Source organism: Pseudoalteromonas sp. G5_S1_54_S4 (assembly GCF_054968565.1).
Genome location: NZ_JBQKUL010000010.1, coordinates 40,110 through 56,806, shown reverse-complemented (window position 1 = coordinate 56,806; position 16,697 = coordinate 40,110). Strand labels below are relative to the sequence as shown.

Annotated in this window: 15 protein-coding genes; 9 read left to right on the top strand and 6 right to left on the bottom strand. The window is 40.8% G+C overall.

What is annotated here, in order from left to right; translation table 11 throughout:
* The first annotated feature begins 134 nt into the window (after positions 1 to 134).
* From tig to ACTRWE_RS06180, 6 genes are all read left to right on the top strand, one after another.
* Positions 135 to 1,439: a trigger factor gene (tig, locus tag ACTRWE_RS06205; RefSeq protein ID WP_058155052.1), complete on the top strand. Its 1,305-nt coding sequence runs from the start codon at positions 135 to 137 to the stop codon at positions 1,437 to 1,439.
* Positions 1,440 to 1,598: 159 nt separating this feature from the next.
* On the top strand, positions 1,599 to 2,216 hold the full coding sequence (clpP, locus tag ACTRWE_RS06200; RefSeq protein ID WP_013465450.1) for an ATP-dependent Clp endopeptidase proteolytic subunit ClpP: 618 nt from the start codon (positions 1,599 to 1,601) through the stop codon (positions 2,214 to 2,216).
* 131 nt (positions 2,217 to 2,347) lie between these two features.
* Positions 2,348 to 3,631 (top strand): ATP-dependent protease ATP-binding subunit ClpX, encoded by a 1,284-nt coding sequence (clpX, locus tag ACTRWE_RS06195; RefSeq protein WP_013465449.1) that lies wholly within the window; start codon positions 2,348 to 2,350, stop codon positions 3,629 to 3,631.
* Positions 3,632 to 3,780: 149 nt separating this feature from the next.
* Positions 3,781 to 6,141: an endopeptidase La gene (gene lon, locus ACTRWE_RS06190; RefSeq protein WP_013465448.1), complete on the top strand. Its 2,361-nt coding sequence runs from the start codon at positions 3,781 to 3,783 to the stop codon at positions 6,139 to 6,141.
* 126 nt (positions 6,142 to 6,267) lie between these two features.
* On the top strand, positions 6,268 to 6,624 hold the full coding sequence (locus tag ACTRWE_RS06185; protein WP_255314649.1) for an HU family DNA-binding protein: 357 nt from the start codon (positions 6,268 to 6,270) through the stop codon (positions 6,622 to 6,624).
* A gap of 174 nt (positions 6,625 to 6,798) precedes the next feature.
* On the top strand, positions 6,799 to 8,700 hold the full coding sequence (locus ACTRWE_RS06180; RefSeq protein ID WP_462879678.1) for a SurA N-terminal domain-containing protein: 1,902 nt from the start codon (positions 6,799 to 6,801) through the stop codon (positions 8,698 to 8,700).
* A 51-nt stretch (positions 8,701 to 8,751) separates the two neighbouring features.
* Here ACTRWE_RS06180 and ACTRWE_RS06175 read toward each other — a convergent pair whose 3' ends face one another.
* From ACTRWE_RS06175 to pspF, 6 genes are read right to left on the bottom strand one after another with little or no spacing between them, the layout of a single operon-like run.
* Positions 8,752 to 9,513, bottom strand: a complete 762-nt coding sequence (locus ACTRWE_RS06175) for an ATP-binding cassette domain-containing protein (protein ID WP_462879677.1) — start codon at positions 9,511 to 9,513, stop codon at positions 8,752 to 8,754.
* On the bottom strand, positions 9,513 to 10,505 hold the full coding sequence (locus tag ACTRWE_RS06170) for a peptide ABC transporter ATP-binding protein (RefSeq protein WP_024601797.1): 993 nt from the start codon (positions 10,503 to 10,505) through the stop codon (positions 9,513 to 9,515). The genes ACTRWE_RS06175 and ACTRWE_RS06170 overlap by 1 nt, the downstream gene beginning before the upstream one ends.
* Positions 10,506 to 11,399, bottom strand: coding sequence for an ABC transporter permease subunit (locus tag ACTRWE_RS06165; RefSeq protein ID WP_013465445.1), 894 nt, complete (start codon positions 11,397 to 11,399; stop codon positions 10,506 to 10,508).
* Positions 11,386 to 12,420, bottom strand: a complete 1,035-nt coding sequence (locus ACTRWE_RS06160) for an ABC transporter permease subunit (protein WP_008111022.1) — start codon at positions 12,418 to 12,420, stop codon at positions 11,386 to 11,388. Before ACTRWE_RS06160 ends, ACTRWE_RS06165 begins: the two co-directional genes overlap by 14 nt.
* A complete protein-coding gene (locus ACTRWE_RS06155; protein WP_462879676.1) occupies positions 12,420 to 14,027 on the bottom strand; it encodes an ABC transporter substrate-binding protein in 1,608 nt (535 codons plus the stop codon). The genes ACTRWE_RS06160 and ACTRWE_RS06155 overlap by 1 nt, the downstream gene beginning before the upstream one ends.
* A 14-nt stretch (positions 14,028 to 14,041) precedes the next feature.
* Complete coding sequence (pspF, locus tag ACTRWE_RS06150; protein ID WP_462879675.1) at positions 14,042 to 15,103, bottom strand: phage shock protein operon transcriptional activator; 1,062 nt, start codon at positions 15,101 to 15,103, stop codon at positions 14,042 to 14,044.
* Between the two features lie 186 nt (positions 15,104 to 15,289).
* On the opposite strand from pspF, the gene pspA reads away from it, so the two are divergent.
* The 3 genes from pspA to pspC all read left to right on the top strand — a co-directional run bounded on the left by pspA (position 15,290) and on the right by pspC (position 16,644).
* The gene (gene pspA / locus ACTRWE_RS06145; protein WP_010388087.1) at positions 15,290 to 15,949 is read left to right on the top strand and encodes a phage shock protein PspA; all 660 of its coding nucleotides are present in this window, start codon (positions 15,290 to 15,292) and stop codon (positions 15,947 to 15,949) included.
* A 63-nt stretch (positions 15,950 to 16,012) separates the two neighbouring features.
* Complete coding sequence (gene pspB / locus ACTRWE_RS06140; RefSeq protein ID WP_010388090.1) at positions 16,013 to 16,246, top strand: envelope stress response membrane protein PspB; 234 nt, start codon at positions 16,013 to 16,015, stop codon at positions 16,244 to 16,246.
* On the top strand, positions 16,243 to 16,644 hold the full coding sequence (pspC, locus tag ACTRWE_RS06135; protein WP_010388092.1) for an envelope stress response membrane protein PspC: 402 nt from the start codon (positions 16,243 to 16,245) through the stop codon (positions 16,642 to 16,644). The genes pspB and pspC overlap by 4 nt, the downstream gene beginning before the upstream one ends.
* Positions 16,645 to 16,697: the final 53 nt, after the last annotated feature.

Below are 16,697 nucleotides of genomic sequence, written 5' to 3'. Positions count from 1 at the left end.
AGAGCAGCAATGGTATCTCCTGGTAGCGACGGATTTTTTTAAGCCCCAAAGCTTGAATTTTATCAAGACGCCTATAGATTACTTTGTTTGTAAGGAAGGCGAACAGTCGCCAAAATTGAATATTGAGGTAAATCATGCAAGTTTCTGTTGAGACGACTCAAGGCCTTGAGCGCCGTCTGACCATCACCGTTCCTGCAGAGAACGTTGAGACCGAAGTAAAAAAACGCTTACAACAACTGTCAAAAACGCAGCGTATCGACGGTTTCCGTGCTGGTAAAGTTCCAGTATCAGTAATCAACAAGCGTTTCGGACCAGCTGTTCGTCAAGAAGTTGCTGGCGAAGTAATGCAACGTAATTACATTGAAGCAATTGTTGCTGAAAAAATTAACCCTGCAGGCGCACCAACATTTGCTCCTAAAGCACTTGAAGCAGGTAAAGATTTAGAATTCTCAGCAACATTTGAAGTTTATCCTGAAGTTGAAGTTCAAGGTTTAGAGAAAATTGCTGTTGAAAAACCAGCGGTAGAAGTTACTGACGAAGATTTAGCAAACATGCTAGAAACACTTCGTAAGCAACACGCTTCTTGGGCTGATGTTGATGCAGCAGCTGGCGCAAACGACCGTGTAACGGTTGATTTCGTTGGTACTATCGACGGCGAAGAATTTGAAGGCGGCAAAGCTGAAGACTTCCCATTAGAACTTGGCCAAGGTCGTATGATCCCAGGTTTTGAAGATAACATCGTTGGCAAAAAAGCAGGCGAAGAAGTGGTTGCTGATGTAACTTTCCCTGAAGATTACCATGCTGAAAACTTAAAAGGTAAAGCGGCTCAATTCACTATCACAGTGAAAAAAGTTGAAGCGCAAGAATTACCTGAATTAAGCGATGAGTTTGCAACTAAATTCGGTGTTACCGAAGGCGGCGTAGACGCTCTTAAAGAAGAAGTTAAAAAGAATATGACGCGTGAGCTAGACCAAGCGGTTAAAGCTAACGTTAAAGACCAAGCAATCAAAGGTCTTTTAGAGCAAAACGAAGTTGAAGTGCCTAAAGCATTAATCGACCAAGAAGTTGACGCATTACGTCAGCAAGCTGCTCAACGTTTTGGTGGCAATGGTCAAAACATGCCAGAGCTTCCTGCTGAATTGTTCCACGAACAAGCAGTTACACGAGTTAAAACTGGCCTATTATTAGGCGAAGTGATCAAAGCAAACGACATCAAAGTTGATGACGCTAAAGTTGAAGCATTAATTGCTACTGTAGCTTCTGCATACGAAGATCCAACTGAAGTAGTAGAATACTACAAAGCAAATGATCAACTAATGCAGCAAATGCGTAATGTAGCAATGGAAGAGCAAGCTGTTGAAGCTATTTTGGCTAAAGCAACTGTGACTGATGTTGAAAAAGCATTTGATGACATCATGAATCCACAGCAAGGTGCATAATAAGTCATTGACTTAAGCGCTCGCTAACGATTAAATGGCTCGTGTTACTCTGTTTATGCAGTGTGCCCGGGCCATTTTAGTTTGTGGTTCTTAATTAGCTAAAAATGATCATTATGCTTTTCTTAGAATAAGTATAAGCGCATAAGGAATTAAATAAGTATGAACACTGGTATGACAGATCCCCTAAACGCATTAGTCCCTATGGTTGTTGAGCAAACAGCTAAAGGCGAGCGCTCGTTTGATATTTATTCGAGACTATTAAAAGAGCGTATTATCTTTTTAACGGGCCAAGTTGAAGACAACATGGCAAACCTGATCTTAGCGCAAATGCTATTTTTAGAATCAGAGAACCCAGAAAAAGATATTTTCTTATATATCAATTCACCGGGTGGCTCTGTCACTGCGGGAATGGCTATTTACGATACAATGAACTTCATTAAACCAGACGTAAGCACAATCTGTGTAGGCCAAGCGGCTAGCATGGGCGCATTTTTACTGTCTGGTGGCGCGAAGGGTAAACGTTTTTGTTTACCAAATTCACGCGTGATGATTCACCAACCGTTAGGTGGATTCCAAGGTCAAGCATCTGATTTTGAAATACACGCGAAAGAAATCCTGTCTATTAAAGACAAATTAAATCGCTTAATGGCTGAGCATACTGGCCAACCGCTTGACGTTGTTTCACGCGATACAGACCGTGACAATTTTATGAGTGCAAGCCAAGCTGTAGATTACGGTATTGTTGACTCAGTATTTACTAATCGCGGTAGCAAGTAAGTATGCCTGCAAGCAGTGATGCTTGCTAATGAGAGTTACTATGCGAAAAACACTAAATTTTGGTATAGTTAAAGCGTGTTAAAATAGCCACCAAGACTTTGGTGGCCAACGTAATAAAATGAGGTAGCTGAATGTCTGACACTCCTACAGACGGCGACAAAAGTAATAAATTGTTATACTGCTCTTTTTGTGGCAAAAGCCAGCATGAAGTTCGAAAATTAATTGCAGGACCTTCAGTATACGTTTGTGATGAATGTGTAGAGCTGTGTAATGATATTATCAGGGAAGAAATTAAAGACATCGCGCCTAAGCATGATGCCGCTGACAAATTACCTGTGCCAAAAGAAATTCGTAACCACTTAGACGACTACGTTATTGGTCAAGACCATGCGAAGAAAGTATTGTCTGTAGCGGTTTACAATCACTACAAGCGTTTACGCAATCAATCAACTAAACAAGACGTTGAACTAGGTAAAAGTAATATTTTATTAATTGGCCCAACCGGGAGTGGTAAAACATTATTAGCTGAAACGTTAGCTCGTTTACTTGATGTGCCGTTTACTATGGCCGATGCCACCACACTAACCGAAGCCGGTTATGTAGGTGAAGATGTTGAAAACATTATTCAAAAGCTTTTACAAAAATGTGACTACGACGTAGAAAAAGCACAACGTGGTATTGTTTACATTGATGAAATTGACAAAATTTCTCGTAAATCAGATAACCCATCAATCACACGTGATGTATCAGGTGAAGGTGTACAACAAGCCTTACTTAAACTGATTGAAGGTACAGTGGCTTCTGTTCCGCCACAAGGTGGACGTAAACATCCACAGCAAGAGTTCCTGCAAGTAGACACTTCTAAAATACTGTTTATTTGTGGTGGTGCATTTGCTGGTCTTGATAAAGTTATTGAACAGCGTAGCCACAAAAACACCGGTATTGGTTTTGGTGTTGACGTTAAAGAGTCGGCGGCGAGCCGTTCTCTGAGTGAAACATTTAAAGATGTTGAGCCAGAAGATTTAGTAAAATATGGTTTAATTCCAGAGTTTATTGGACGTTTACCTGTGGTTGCAACACTGACAGAACTTGATGAAGCCGCGCTGGTACAAATTCTAAGTGAGCCTAAAAACGCCATTACTAAACAGTTTTCAGTATTGTTTGGTATGGAAGATGTTGAGCTTGAGTTTCGTGATGACGCACTGCGTGCTATTGCTCATAAAGCAATGGAACGTAAAACCGGTGCGCGTGGCTTACGTTCAATCGTAGAAGGTGTATTGCTTGATACTATGTATGAGCTGCCTTCAATTGATAACGTTAGCAAAGTGGTTGTTGATGAAACCGTTATTAAAGGTGAGTCTGATCCTATCTTAATTTATGACAGCAGTAATCAAGAACATGCTGCGGCAGATTAAATTCTGAGCGAATTATAAAAAAAGGGAGCCAATGGCTCCTTTTTTTATAATTAATTTAATCGAGTTAACAAAAATTGTTGAACTTTAATTAGGTTATCCCCATATACTTGAGTAATCTTTAAATAAATGAAGTGCAAAGAGAAAATACAATGACGCTTGAGAGAAACGATCGAGTCGAAATCCCTGTGCTAGCACTGCGCGATGTGGTGGTGTATCCACACATGGTGATCCCGCTTTTTGTAGGCCGTGAAAAATCAATAAAATGCCTTGAAGCGGCAATGGATAAAGACAAACAAATTTTCTTAGTTGCACAAAAAGATGCAACTGTAGATGAGCCTGAGAAAGACGATATTTATCGTGTTGGGACAATTGCGACTGTACTTCAATTATTAAAGCTACCCGATGGTACAGTAAAAGTATTAGTTGAAGGCACACAACGTGCGAATATCGAAGAGTTTGTTGATAACGAAGACTTTTTCGTTGCTAATGCACAGTTCATTGAATCGGATTCAGTGAACGAACAAGAACAAGATATCTTTATTCGTAGTGCATTGAGCCAGTTTGAAGGCTATGTAAAATTAAATAAAAAAATTCCACCTGAAGTCATGACCTCGGTCTCTGGTATTGATGAGCCAGCGCGCCTTGCTGATACCATGGCTGCACATATGCCATTGAAAGTGCCTGAAAAACAAAAAGTACTTGAAATATCTAGCGTTACAGAACGTTTAGAGTACTTAATGGCGCTGATGGAAGGTGAAATAGACTTATTGCAAGTTGAGAAGAAAATTCGCACCCGCGTTAAAAAGCAAATGGAAAAATCGCAGCGTGAGTATTACCTCAATGAGCAAATGAAAGCGATTCAAAAAGAGTTGGGTGAAATTGATGACGTACCGGATGAATTTGAAGCGTTGAAAAAGCGTATTGAAGAGTCTGGCATGCCATCAGAAGCGAAAGAAAAAGCCACAGCTGAGTTAAATAAGCTTAAAATGATGTCGCCAATGTCGGCAGAAGCCAGTGTTGTTCGCTCATACATAGATACGTTAATTAACGTACCGTGGAAAAAACGCTCCAAGGTGAAAAAAGACTTAGCCGGCGCGCAAAAAATATTAGATAGCGACCACCACGGCCTTGATAAAGTCAAAGAGCGCATTATTGAGTACCTCGCAGTACAACAGCGCACAAATAAACTTAAAGGGCCAATCTTATGTTTAGTTGGACCGCCAGGTGTAGGTAAAACATCACTTGGACAGTCTATTGCGCGTTCAACGGGTCGTAAATACGTTCGTATGGCACTCGGTGGTGTACGCGATGAGGCTGAGATTCGTGGGCATCGTCGTACTTACATTGGCTCTATGCCTGGTAAGTTAATTCAAAACATGACTAAAGTGGGCGTTAAAAACCCATTATTCTTGTTAGATGAAATTGACAAAATGTCAGCAGATATGCGCGGTGACCCTGCATCAGCATTGTTAGAAGTATTGGATCCTGAGCAAAACAGTCACTTTGCGGACCATTACTTAGAAGTTGATTACGACTTATCTGATGTGATGTTTGTTGCAACCTCAAACAGCTTTAATATTCCAGGTCCTTTATTAGACCGCATGGAAGTGATTCGATTATCGGGTTACACCGAAGACGAAAAGCTAAATATTGCTAAAGAACATTTAATTCCTAAGCAAATTAAGCGTAATGGTTTAAAAGCTAAAGAAGTTGAAATTGCCGACAGTGCTATCATTGGTATTATCCGTTATTACACTCGTGAAGCGGGCGTGCGTAATTTAGAGCGTGAAGTATCTAAGCTATGTCGTAAAGCGGTTAAAAATATCTTAATCGAAAAAGACACTAAAACAGTGACAATTGATGCAGATAACCTTGAAGAATACTTAGGTGTGCAGCGCTTTGATTACGGTAAAGCAGAAGATGGCGACCGTATTGGCCAAGTTACAGGCCTAGCATGGACAGAAGTCGGTGGTGACTTACTCACGATTGAATGTGCTGCAGTACCAGGTAAAGGCAAATTGACTTACACCGGCTCGTTAGGCGATGTAATGCAAGAGTCGATTCAAGCGGCAATGACCGTTGTGCGTAATCGTGCTGATGAGCTGCGTATTAATAGCGACTTTTATGAAAAGCGCGATATTCACGTACACGTACCTGAGGGTGCAACACCTAAAGATGGCCCAAGTGCCGGTATTGCAATGGTAACGTGTTTGGTTTCAAGCTTAACCGGTAATGCGGTGCGCTCTGATGTAGCCATGACAGGTGAAATTACCTTACGTGGTGAAGTATTGCCTATTGGTGGTTTAAAAGAGAAATTATTAGCGGCTCACCGTGGTGGGATTAAAACGGTCATCATTCCAAAAATTAACGAACGTGACTTAAAAGAGATACCTGACAATGTATTGGCGGGTCTTGATATTCACCCAGTTACATGGATTGATGAGGTATTAAAGCTTGCTTTAGTGCATCCAGTTGATAGTTTTTCAGTCGAAACACCGAAAAAGCAGTAAAAAAGCCAAAAAAAGTGCTTTTAGGGGCTTTTCAAATCTAAACGGTATGATAAGTTAAGCACTGGTTTTCAAGCCTAGCCCTTGCAGGGCCTAGGCTTAAGAAAAATATAATCATATGAGCTTTAAATAAATGCTCAAAAATTTCAAAACAGTGATGTTAGTTTAAAAAAACAATCGCTCTTGATAACAACAATGAAAGAGGATGATATTGTGAATAAATCTCAATTAATCGATCAAATCGCAGCTGATGCTGACATTTCTAAAGCGGCTGCAGGTCGTGCACTAGATTCATTCATCGAATCTGTATCTGGCGCGCTAAAAGATGGCGACTCAGTTGCACTTGTTGGTTTTGGTACTTTCTCTGTACGTGAGCGTGCTGCTCGTGCAGGTCGTAACCCACAAACTGGTGAAACGATTCAAATTGCTGCTGCTAACATCCCAGCTTTTAAAGCCGGTAAAGCGCTTAAAGACGCAGTAAACTAATCACTGTGTAAACAAATTAGTTATGGCGAGTGAACAATACGCTTAATTATTCTAATCGATGAATTAAGTTACTTCACCGCCAGTTACTTCAAGTGAAAAAGCGTATCTGGTAAGATACGCTTTTTTTACATATGACAAGGTAGAAAAGACCTTGGTCAGAAAAGAGATAAACAAATGCTTGAGAAAATCAGAGAAGGTTCGCAAGGGCCGGTAGCCAAAGTCATTTTAGGCGCGGTGATTTTATCTTTTGCCTTAGCTGGGATCGGTAGTTACTTAGGTCAAACCACAGAACAACCCGTTGCTGAAGTAAATGGAATTAAAATTAGCCAAACAGAATTTAGCCGTGCGTTTCAAAATGAACGTAGCCGCTTAGAACAACAATTTGGTGAATATTTTACCCAAATAGCAGCCGATCCAACTTATATGGCTCAAATACGTCAAGGCGTGATTGACCGTTTAGTACAACAAGAATTACAAAGCCAGTTAGCGACTGAGCTGGGTTTGCGTGTGAGTGATGAAAGTATTCGTCAAACAATTTTAGAGCTTCCTTATTTTAAAATTGGCGATCAGTTTAATAACGACCGTTACTTACAAGTGATTCGTCAAATGAACTTCCAACCTGATTCATTTCGAGAGTACCTTCGTGATGATATGACACGAAGCCAGTTAGTGTCAGCGGTTGCAGGAACTGACTTTGCATTGCAAAACGAGCTTAAATCAGCCATTGCACTGCAACAACAAACTCGCAGCATTGATTATTTAGTCATTGATAAACAAGCAATGCAGGCTGATGTTGACGTTACTGATCAAGAAGTGGCTGATTATTACGAATTAAATGCAGGGCAATTTTTATCGCCAGAGCTTATTTCAGTTAATTACATTGAGTTAGATGCAGATGATATCGATGTTGCATCGGTAAGCGAAGACGACGTAAAAGCATATTATGAGCAGAGTAAAGCGCAATATGTTGAGCCTGAAAAACGTCGTGTATCACATATCTTAATTGATAACAGTGAAGATGACGATGCGGCAAAAGCGAAAGCTGAGTCTTTATTAGCACAGCTTAATGCGGGTGCTGATTTTGCACAATTAGCTGAATCGTCGTCAGATGATATTGTTAGCGCCGAAATGGGTGGTGACCTAGAATGGATTGAACGTGATGTCATGGAGCCTGCATTTGAAGATGCTGCTTTTGCACTGCAAAACAAAGGTGATTACTCTGATGTAGTAGCCTCTGAATTTGGTTATCACATCATCAAATTAACTGATCTACAAACTCAACAAGTTAAACCGTTCGATGAGGTTAAAGCTGACTTACGTGCTGAACTTGAACAAGCTGAAAAAGTGGATGCGTTTTACGAGAAGCAAACAGAAATGGGGGCGTTAGCATTTGAGATTTCTGATCGCTTAGACGATGCTGCTGAAGTGGCGGGTGTGGAAGTACAATCTACACCGCTATTAGCGCTTAGCGCGCTTCCTGAGCCGCTTAATAACCCAGCGGTTGTGACTACCTTATCATCAGTTGAATTACTAGAAGATAAAGTAAACTCAGAAGTAATTGAGCTTGGTAATGAGCACGTGATTGTGGTTCGTGTTAACGAGCATCAACCGGCTGCAACTAAAGCATTGAGCGAAGTAAGCGAGCAAATTAAAACACGCTTAGTAAACGAAAAAGCGTCGGATCTTGCAAAAGAAAAAGCACGCACGTTATTTGCACAAATCAAAGAGGGCAAGAGCTTAAACGATGTGGCTGCTGAGCAATCACTAAGCGTTCGTCAAGAGTCGCAACTTACTCGTGAAAGCTTTGCAGTTTCGCCTGCTATTGTTACCCAAGTATTCAAAATGGCACATCCTAGTGATGCAGCTGTATATGATGTAGTTAACTTAAACAATGGTGATGCAGCGATTGTTGCGCTTAAAGCGGTAAATGATGCACCAGTGAGTGACAACATTGAGCCACAAATGAAGCAAAATATCACGATGGCGCAAGCGCAGAAAAACTATACGGTATTCATTGAGTCGCTTAAGCAACAAGCAGAGCTTAATGTACCAAAAGCAGCGCAACCTGCGGAATAAATAATAGCTAAACTATAAAAGGCGCCAATTGGCGCCTTTTTTATTTTTGTATTAACAGCTTAATAAGCGTTGAGTAACCTTTGACTGTGGGCTTTGAAAAATAGCTTCAGTGGGACCGTATTCAACAATTTCACCTTTATTGAGAACGACTAATTGGTCGCTAATATGGCGCACTAAACTTAAGTGATGGGTGATCAAAATATAGGTTAAACCGGTTTCGAGCTGTAATTTAAGTAATAAGTTAACTATTTGCGCTCTTACAGAAGGGTCAAGCGACGAAAGTGCCTCATCGAGTACAACGACCTTGGGATCTAAAATAAGTGCGCGAGCGAGCGCTACACGCTGTAATTGCCCCACACTAAACATATGCGGATAGTATTGTTGATGATCAACCAGCAATCCGACCTTAAGTAAAGTACTGCCAATTTTTTCACTGCGCTGATCTTTATCAAAATCGGTATTAAATTTTAGGCAATCATCGAGCATTTCAGCAATGGTCACTGCTGGGTTCAATGAGGTGGCGGAGTCTTGAAAAATCATTCGGATATAACGACACTGCGCATCACGATTACCATTGTTTTCTATGGTGTTATTCTCTAATAATATCTGCCCGCTATCGGCACTGTATGCACCCACTAATAATTTAGCCAGGGTACTTTTTCCTGAGCCTGTTTCACCAATAATGGCAATTGTTTCACCTTTACCAATGCAAAATGAGATGTTTTTTAAAACATCAAACTTTTTACGGCTAAATAGACCCGCTCGCATGTTAAAGGTTTTTGATAAGGCTTGAACTTTTAACAGTGGCTGCATTATTTTATTTCCTTGATCAGCGGGAAGTGACAGGCGTAGCTATGACCGTGGTGTTTAGAGAGTTTAGGCGCAACCACACATTCTTTTTGTGCTTGTGGGCAACGTGGACCGAGTCGACAACCAATCGGTAAATGTTGTAATGTTGGAATAGTGCCTTTAAGCGCATAAAAGGGTTCTTTATGGGCTAAACCATGCTCATAATCGGGCAGGCTTTTTAGTAAAGCTTGCGTATACGGATGACGAGGTTGGCTAAAAATACGGTGTGTTGGACCTGCTTCAACCATTTGTCCGCAATACAAAACATGAATACCATGTGACCAATTTACTATTTCTTCTAGCTCATGGGAAATCATCAAAATAGACATATTCTTTAGCTGATTCAAACTTTTTAATAATCGAAATACCTGCGCACGAGTGGTACTTTCTAATGCGGTTGTTGGTTCATCAGCAATGAGCAATTTAGGTGTACGCGCAATGGCCATGGCTATCATGACTTTTTGACAAACGCCTTCAGAGAGTTCATGAGGGTAGCTATCAAGCACGGCTTCATGATTTTTAATGCCCACTTTGTGTATCAGTGCTTTTACACGATCTTTACGCTCTCGGTTGCGTTTTAAGAAAAACCCTTTGGCGGCCACTTCAGGCAGTGTTTCAGCGATTTGGTTAAATATTTTTGCAGTAGGGTCAAGGCAGCGACTTGGATCTTGGTAAATCATTGCAATGTCTTGGCTGACGGTTTTACGGCGCTGCTCTGGTGTGAGGCGCATTAAATCAACACCGCGCCAATGCATTCTATCGGCGGTTATAACCCAGCGTTCGTTAAGTACGCCTACAATGGCTTTTGCAATTAAGCTTTTTCCTGAGCCTGACTCTCCCACTAAGGCGTGTACTTCACCTTCTTTTAAACTAAAACTTACCCGGTCAACAGCGCGAATAGCGGTTTCAGACGTTTGCAGCTCTATGGTTAAGTTTCGAATATCTAGTAAATGCATTTAATCGGCCTTACGCGCTTGTAAAACTTTGCGAAGTCCATCGCCCACCAAGTTTGTTGAAAGAACGGCTAAAAATAGCAGTACACCCGGAAGAGCCACCGTCCATGGCGCTAAATAAATAAGCCCTAAGTTTTCGGCTAAAATAGCTCCCCATTCAGTGGTGGGCGGCTGTGCGCCAAGTTTTAAAAACCCTAGCGCAGCAATATCTAAAATAGCAGTAGAAAGTGCCATAGTAAAAATAACCACAATATATTCATACACATTAGGAAAAATACCTCGCGATAAAATATGCCACTTAGAGGCTCCATCGAGCCGGTACGCTGTGACATAATCTTTACCTAGCTCATCAACGATTAGGTTTCTAATGGAATGAATAAACTGTGGTAACAGCGCTAAAATAATTGCCCAAACGGTATTCATTAATCCAGGTCCGAGTATGGCAATAATAATAATGGCCAATAATAATGAGGGGATAGATAAGGTTACATCAAGTAAATGGTTCAAAAAGCTAGAGCGTATGCCTTTGCTAATACCAGCAAATGTACCGACTAACACGCCAATTATGGTGGTAATTAGGGCAGCCACGACCGACAAGCCAAATGTATAAGTCGCGCCATTCATTAAGCGTGAAAGCACATCTCGGCCTAAGTCATCGGTGCCTAAAATAAACCGCACATCGCCCATTTCATTCCATGAAGGTGGCAGCAGTAGTGCATTACTGTGCTGTTGGTTTACTCCATAGGGCGCAAGAAACGGCGCTGTTGCAGCTAATATACTAAAAGCAATAAACACCCATAAACCCACCAAAGCAGGATGGTTATTTTTAAATTTTCGCCATAGTCTCGCTAATGGCGATTTATTTGAATCTTCTGAAAATAAATTAAACTTTGCCATGCGCTTGGTTCCGAGACAGAGGATCGAGTAGGGTGTATGTTAGTTCAGCTATAATTGTGGCAATAATAATGAAAAAAGAAACGGCCATTAACCCCCCTTGTATGGCAGGGTAGTCACGTTGATAAATACTGTCTATTAACCAACGGCCAATCCCCGGCCATGAAAAAATAACCTCGGTGATCATAGCAAGGGTGATTAAGGTGCTAAATTGCAAACCTATTTGCTTTATAACCGGCAGTAATGCATTTCTCAGGGCGTGATGAATAATAAGCTGTCCACGGTTAAGGCCTTTGGCGCGAGCTGTTTTGATAAAGTTTTGATCCATTACTTTTAACATTGACTCGCGAGTAAAGCGCACCAATACAGTAGTCGGATACATAGCCAGTACAATGGTGGGTAACGTTAGGTGATGCAGTGCATCAAGCATTGCCATGCCATTGTAGGGAAAATCAGCTAGTAAAATATCCAGTAAGATAAACCCCGTACTGGCAGGTATTTCATACAATAAGCTCACTCGCCCCGACATAGGAAACCAACCAAGTTTGAGCGAAAAAACCATAATTAGTAATAACGCGAGCCAAAAAATAGGCATAGAATAGCCAACCATAGCTGTTGAGCTAATTAATTTATCAGGCCATTGTTTATGATAAGCCGATGCTAAAATCCCGACAGGCACGCCAACCACAACCGAGATGACTAATGCATAAATACTCAGCTCTAAGGTCGCTGGAATTAAATCAACCACGTGAGCAAAAACACTATCTCCTGAGGCAAACGACACGCCCCAATCGCCTTGTACTATTCGCCCAACAAAGGCAATGTACTGCATAAAGTAGTTACTGTTAAACAGGTACTTTTCTTCTAGCTGTGCATTTTGAGTAAAGTTAGTGTCTGGTATGCCACTTAAGTTACTCAGTGGATCGCCAGGGAATAAGTAGCTCAACGAAAAAGTAAAAATACTCAGTAATAACACCATGAAAAATAACAATCCGAGGCGGCGTAAAATATAATCGAATAACATTACTTCTTCCTCGCGTTAGCCAATGAAATAGCGCCAAATGGCCCGAGTGTGATCCCCTCAACATCAGCACTACTTGCCTGAAAACGCATGCCGTGGGCTATTGGGTATAAGGGTAATTGTTCGATGATCATACTTTGTGCGGCGTCGTAATATTGTTTACGTAAATTTAAATCGGTCGTATCGAGAGCTTTAGTTAACAGTAAATCAAATTCAGGATTACACCAGTTCGCTGGGTTTTTGCCACTGAAGGTCGCGGTGCAGCTAAGTAACGGGCTAAAAAAGTTATCAGGATCAGGCGTATCTGCTGCCCAACCTAATAATACACTGTCGTGACGGTGCTCGCCTATGCGTTGAATAAAGGTGTTCCACTCATACTCGACAATATTAACGTTAACGCCAATTTTGCGTAAATCGCTTTGCATCAGCTCTGCCATTTTTCGTGCATTGGGGTTATAAATACGGCTGACAGGCATAGCCCAAATGCTCATATCAAACCCTTTTTCATAACCCGCTTCAGTTAATAGTTTTTTTGCCAGTTGTGGGTCGAAAATTGGCATGTTCTTTTGTGGTTCAAACGCCCACGACGTGGGGGGTAGTATTGACCGCGCACGAAGTCCATTACCGTAGTAAACTGCCTGCATTATTTTTTCTATATCAATGGCATGCACTAAGGCTTGGCGTACTTTTAAGTTATCAAACGGAGGGCGTTCGGTATTAAATGCCCAATAACCTATGTTTAAGTTGGTTTCCCTTTCAACGTTAATATCATCTCGCTGAGCTAAAATACTTAACTGTGCACTGCTAGGATGTGCAGTTACGTCACACTCTTTGGTAAGAATTTTAGCAATACGCGTGGTGCCATTAGGGGTAATGTCGTACACCAACTGCTCAAGTGCAACCTCGTGTTTCCAATAGTCAGCGTTTTTATAAAAGCGTACTAAATGGTCTCGTCGGTATTCTTTGTAAATATAAGGGCCGGTGCCAACTGGGTATTGATCAAATAAGCTTTCTTGATTGTTGGCTTTGAGCGTCATGGCATATTCTTTAGAAAGCACCACGGCGAAATCGGTCGCCATATTCGCTAAAAAACTGCTTTCTGCGTTAAATAATTCAAACCGAACTTGGTGATCAGACACCCTGACAATTTTACGAATAAGTTGGTCAATACCCACACTTTGAAAGTAGGGATAATTCGCATCACCGACAAAGTGATAGGGGTTGTATACATCAAATAAACGACTGAAAGTGAAAATGACATCATCAGCGTTAAATTCGCGTGTTGGAGTAAAATACGCGGTGGTATGAAATTTAACCCCTTTGCGCAGAGTAAAAGTGACAGACTTACCGTCTTTGCTAATTTTCCAGTCGGTGGCAAGTTCGCTTTTAAATTCAGCAGTCACAGGGTCAATACTAATTAACCGGTCGTACAACTGGTTAGCAATAATATCGATGGTTGATCCTGTGGTTGTGACTTGTGGATTGAACGACACAGGATTTGCCTCAGCGCAATAAACGAGGCCTTGGTTTTTTTCTTCTAAGATTTCTTCTTTACTATCAATGCAACCTACTAAACTCAATGATAATAAAGCAAGTAATAATTTATGCACCCGCACAACCTCTACTATTCCAGCAAATTGTATTTTTTCAAATAACCACGTAATTGATGATACGTTAAACCAAGTACTTCTGCAGTCTTCTTTTGATTAAATTGGCTATGTTCTAATGCTTTTTTTATTAATGTGATCTCAAATTCATTAGAGAGTGTTTTTAAGTCACAAGGAAACTCAGGTTCTGCGTTACTCAAACTCGGTGTTACAGGCGCTTCTGTGGGCTGGGTATTAACAACTTCATTTTGCACAGCAACAGGGGCTTGTGTATGTTTAATACGTGCTTTAGGTCTAAAGCGGCTTTCGAATGGGTCTAAAATAATTTTATGCACAGGGATGTGTTCATTGCCGTGGCGATACAGACTTCGCTCCACCACATTTTTAAGCTCACGTACATTACCCGGCCACTCATAACTAAGTAAACTTTCTTGTGCATTGCGAGTAAAACCACTAAATAGCTCCCACTCTAAGTCGCGTGCCATATTCATTGCAAATTGCTCAGCCAGTAACATAATATCGTCTTGGCGTTCGCGCAGTGGCGGTAGAGTGATCACATCAAATGCGAGCCTATCGAGTAAATCGTTTCTAAATTCACCTTGCTGCGCTAAATGCGGTAAGTCTTCATTGGTCGCACAGACTAAGCGCGTATCTACTTTAACCGTTTGTTTGCCGCCAACACGCTCAAACTCACCATACTCTATTACCCTTAATAGCTTTTCTTGCACTAGGGCAGAAGTATTTGCCAACTCATCTAAAAATAAGGTGCCGCTATTAGCCCGCTCAAATCGGCCTTCATGGCGTTTACTTGCGCCAGTAAATGCACCACTTTCATGGCCAAATAATTCACTTTCGAGTAGATTTTCGTTTAATGCCGCACAGTTGAGTTTGACGTAACTTTGATCCCAGCGCTTGGATAAAAAGTGTAAACGTGCTGCAATAAGCTCTTTACCGGTACCACGTTCACCAATAATAAGTACGGGTTTATCTAGGTTTGCTAGCTGCGATACCTGATCAAGAACCGATAAAAAGCTGTCTGATTGGCCGAGCAAATTATCCTGTTGGCGATATTGACTCATATTTCCTAACTCTTAGTCATTTTTACTAACAGTTAGTGTATTTCATTATGATTGATAACAAAAGTAATTTGTAATTTGCATATAACTATTTGAAATTTATTGCTATTTTAAAATTAAAAAAGTTGGCAAGCATATTGATACTAATAAAAGCAGACACATTTAGATTAAATAATAGAGGTATATGTTATGGGAATTTTTTCACGTTTTGCAGACATTGTTAATTCTAATATCAATGCCATTTTAGATAAAGCAGAAGATCCTGAAAAAATGGTTCGTCTTATTATCCAAGAGATGGAAGATACACTTGTAGAGGTACGCTCTACGTCAGCAAAAACCCTTGCTGAGAAAAAAGAATTAGTACGTCGCGTAGATACACTAAAAGCCCAAGTAAGCGATTGGCAAGACAAAGCCGAATTAGCACTGAGCAAAGATCGTGATGATTTAGCTCGCTCAGCTTTACTTGAAAAGCAAAAATCAGCAGATGCAGTCGCTGCAGTAGAAAGTGAACTTGATCATGTAGAATCTCATATCGAGAAACTACAGCAAGAAGTGACTACGCTACAAGAGAAACTAGCGGATGCTAAAGCACGTCAAAAAGCGATTATTTTACGTCAACGCTCGGCTGAGTCGCGCCTTGAGGTTAAAAAAGCACTTGATAGTTCTAAAGTAGATGATGCACTTAATCGTTTTGAACGTTACGAAACCAAAATTGATGGGCTAGAATCTCAAATAGAGTCTTATGATTTGGGTAAACAAACGTTAGCAGATGAAATTGCTGATTTACAAAAGAATGAAAAAATTGACGACGAGTTAGCTGAACTTAAAAAGAAACTCTCGAATAAATAAATATAAAACAGGGGCCTTGTGCCCCTGACATCAACATTGAATACGGATTGTCAGGAGAGGATTATGTTTGATCCAGAGATACTAATTGCACCCTTTATCTTGTTTATGATTTTTGTTGCACCACTGTGGTTAATTTTACACTATCGAAGCAAAAAGCAGGTAAGCCAAGGGTTAAGCGAGCATGAGCATCACCAGTTATTAGAACTTGCTCAAAAAGCTGAAAAAATGACTGATAGAATCGAGACATTAGAAGCTTTACTTGATCAAGAGTCACCACAGTGGAGACAAAAAGTATGAACACCAAACGCGAATTATTAAGAGACCCACAACGCGGTAAAATTGCCGGTGTATGTGCGGGATTAAGTGACTACTTTAATATGGAGTTATGGTTAGTTCGCATTATTTTTGTTAGTGCTGTACTACTAACCGGTGGCCCATTATTTGTGGTAGCGTATATTGCAGCGTGGTTTATTTTAGATAAAAAACAACCCAGTACTGTAAATAAAACACAATCAACCTATGGCGGTGATCCGCTAGAAGTAAAATTTAAAGTATGGCAAAAAGGCGAGCCACCGCGTCGTGCGCTTCAAGACTTAAAAGAGCGATTGACCCGTGTAGATAGCCGCCTTCAAAACATGGAACGCTACGTTACTTCAAGCGAGTTTACGGTCAGCCGTGAAATTAATAAACTTTAAGGGATTAATAAGCACCTTGTTTGCAGCCTGATCAATGACGGCAACTAAGGTGC

Coding starts and splice junctions, on each gene's coding strand:
- pspA (WP_010388087.1), top strand. CDS start 15,290: ATGGGAATTTTTTCACGTTTTGCAGACATTGTTAATTCTAATATCAAT.
- lon (WP_013465448.1), top strand. CDS start 3,781: ATGACGCTTGAGAGAAACGATCGAGTCGAAATCCCTGTGCTAGCACTG.
- pspF (WP_462879675.1), bottom strand. CDS start 15,103: ATGAGTCAATATCGCCAACAGGATAATTTGCTCGGCCAATCAGACAGC.
- pspB (WP_010388090.1), top strand. CDS start 16,013: ATGTTTGATCCAGAGATACTAATTGCACCCTTTATCTTGTTTATGATT.
- tig (WP_058155052.1), top strand. CDS start 135: ATGCAAGTTTCTGTTGAGACGACTCAAGGCCTTGAGCGCCGTCTGACC.
- pspC (WP_010388092.1), top strand. CDS start 16,243: ATGAACACCAAACGCGAATTATTAAGAGACCCACAACGCGGTAAAATT.
- ACTRWE_RS06175 (WP_462879677.1), bottom strand. CDS start 9,513: ATGCAGCCACTGTTAAAAGTTCAAGCCTTATCAAAAACCTTTAACATG.
- ACTRWE_RS06170 (WP_024601797.1), bottom strand. CDS start 10,505: ATGCATTTACTAGATATTCGAAACTTAACCATAGAGCTGCAAACGTCT.
- clpP (WP_013465450.1), top strand. CDS start 1,599: ATGAACACTGGTATGACAGATCCCCTAAACGCATTAGTCCCTATGGTT.
- clpX (WP_013465449.1), top strand. CDS start 2,348: ATGTCTGACACTCCTACAGACGGCGACAAAAGTAATAAATTGTTATAC.
- ACTRWE_RS06180 (WP_462879678.1), top strand. CDS start 6,799: ATGCTTGAGAAAATCAGAGAAGGTTCGCAAGGGCCGGTAGCCAAAGTC.
- ACTRWE_RS06165 (WP_013465445.1), bottom strand. CDS start 11,399: ATGGCAAAGTTTAATTTATTTTCAGAAGATTCAAATAAATCGCCATTA.
- ACTRWE_RS06160 (WP_008111022.1), bottom strand. CDS start 12,420: ATGTTATTCGATTATATTTTACGCCGCCTCGGATTGTTATTTTTCATG.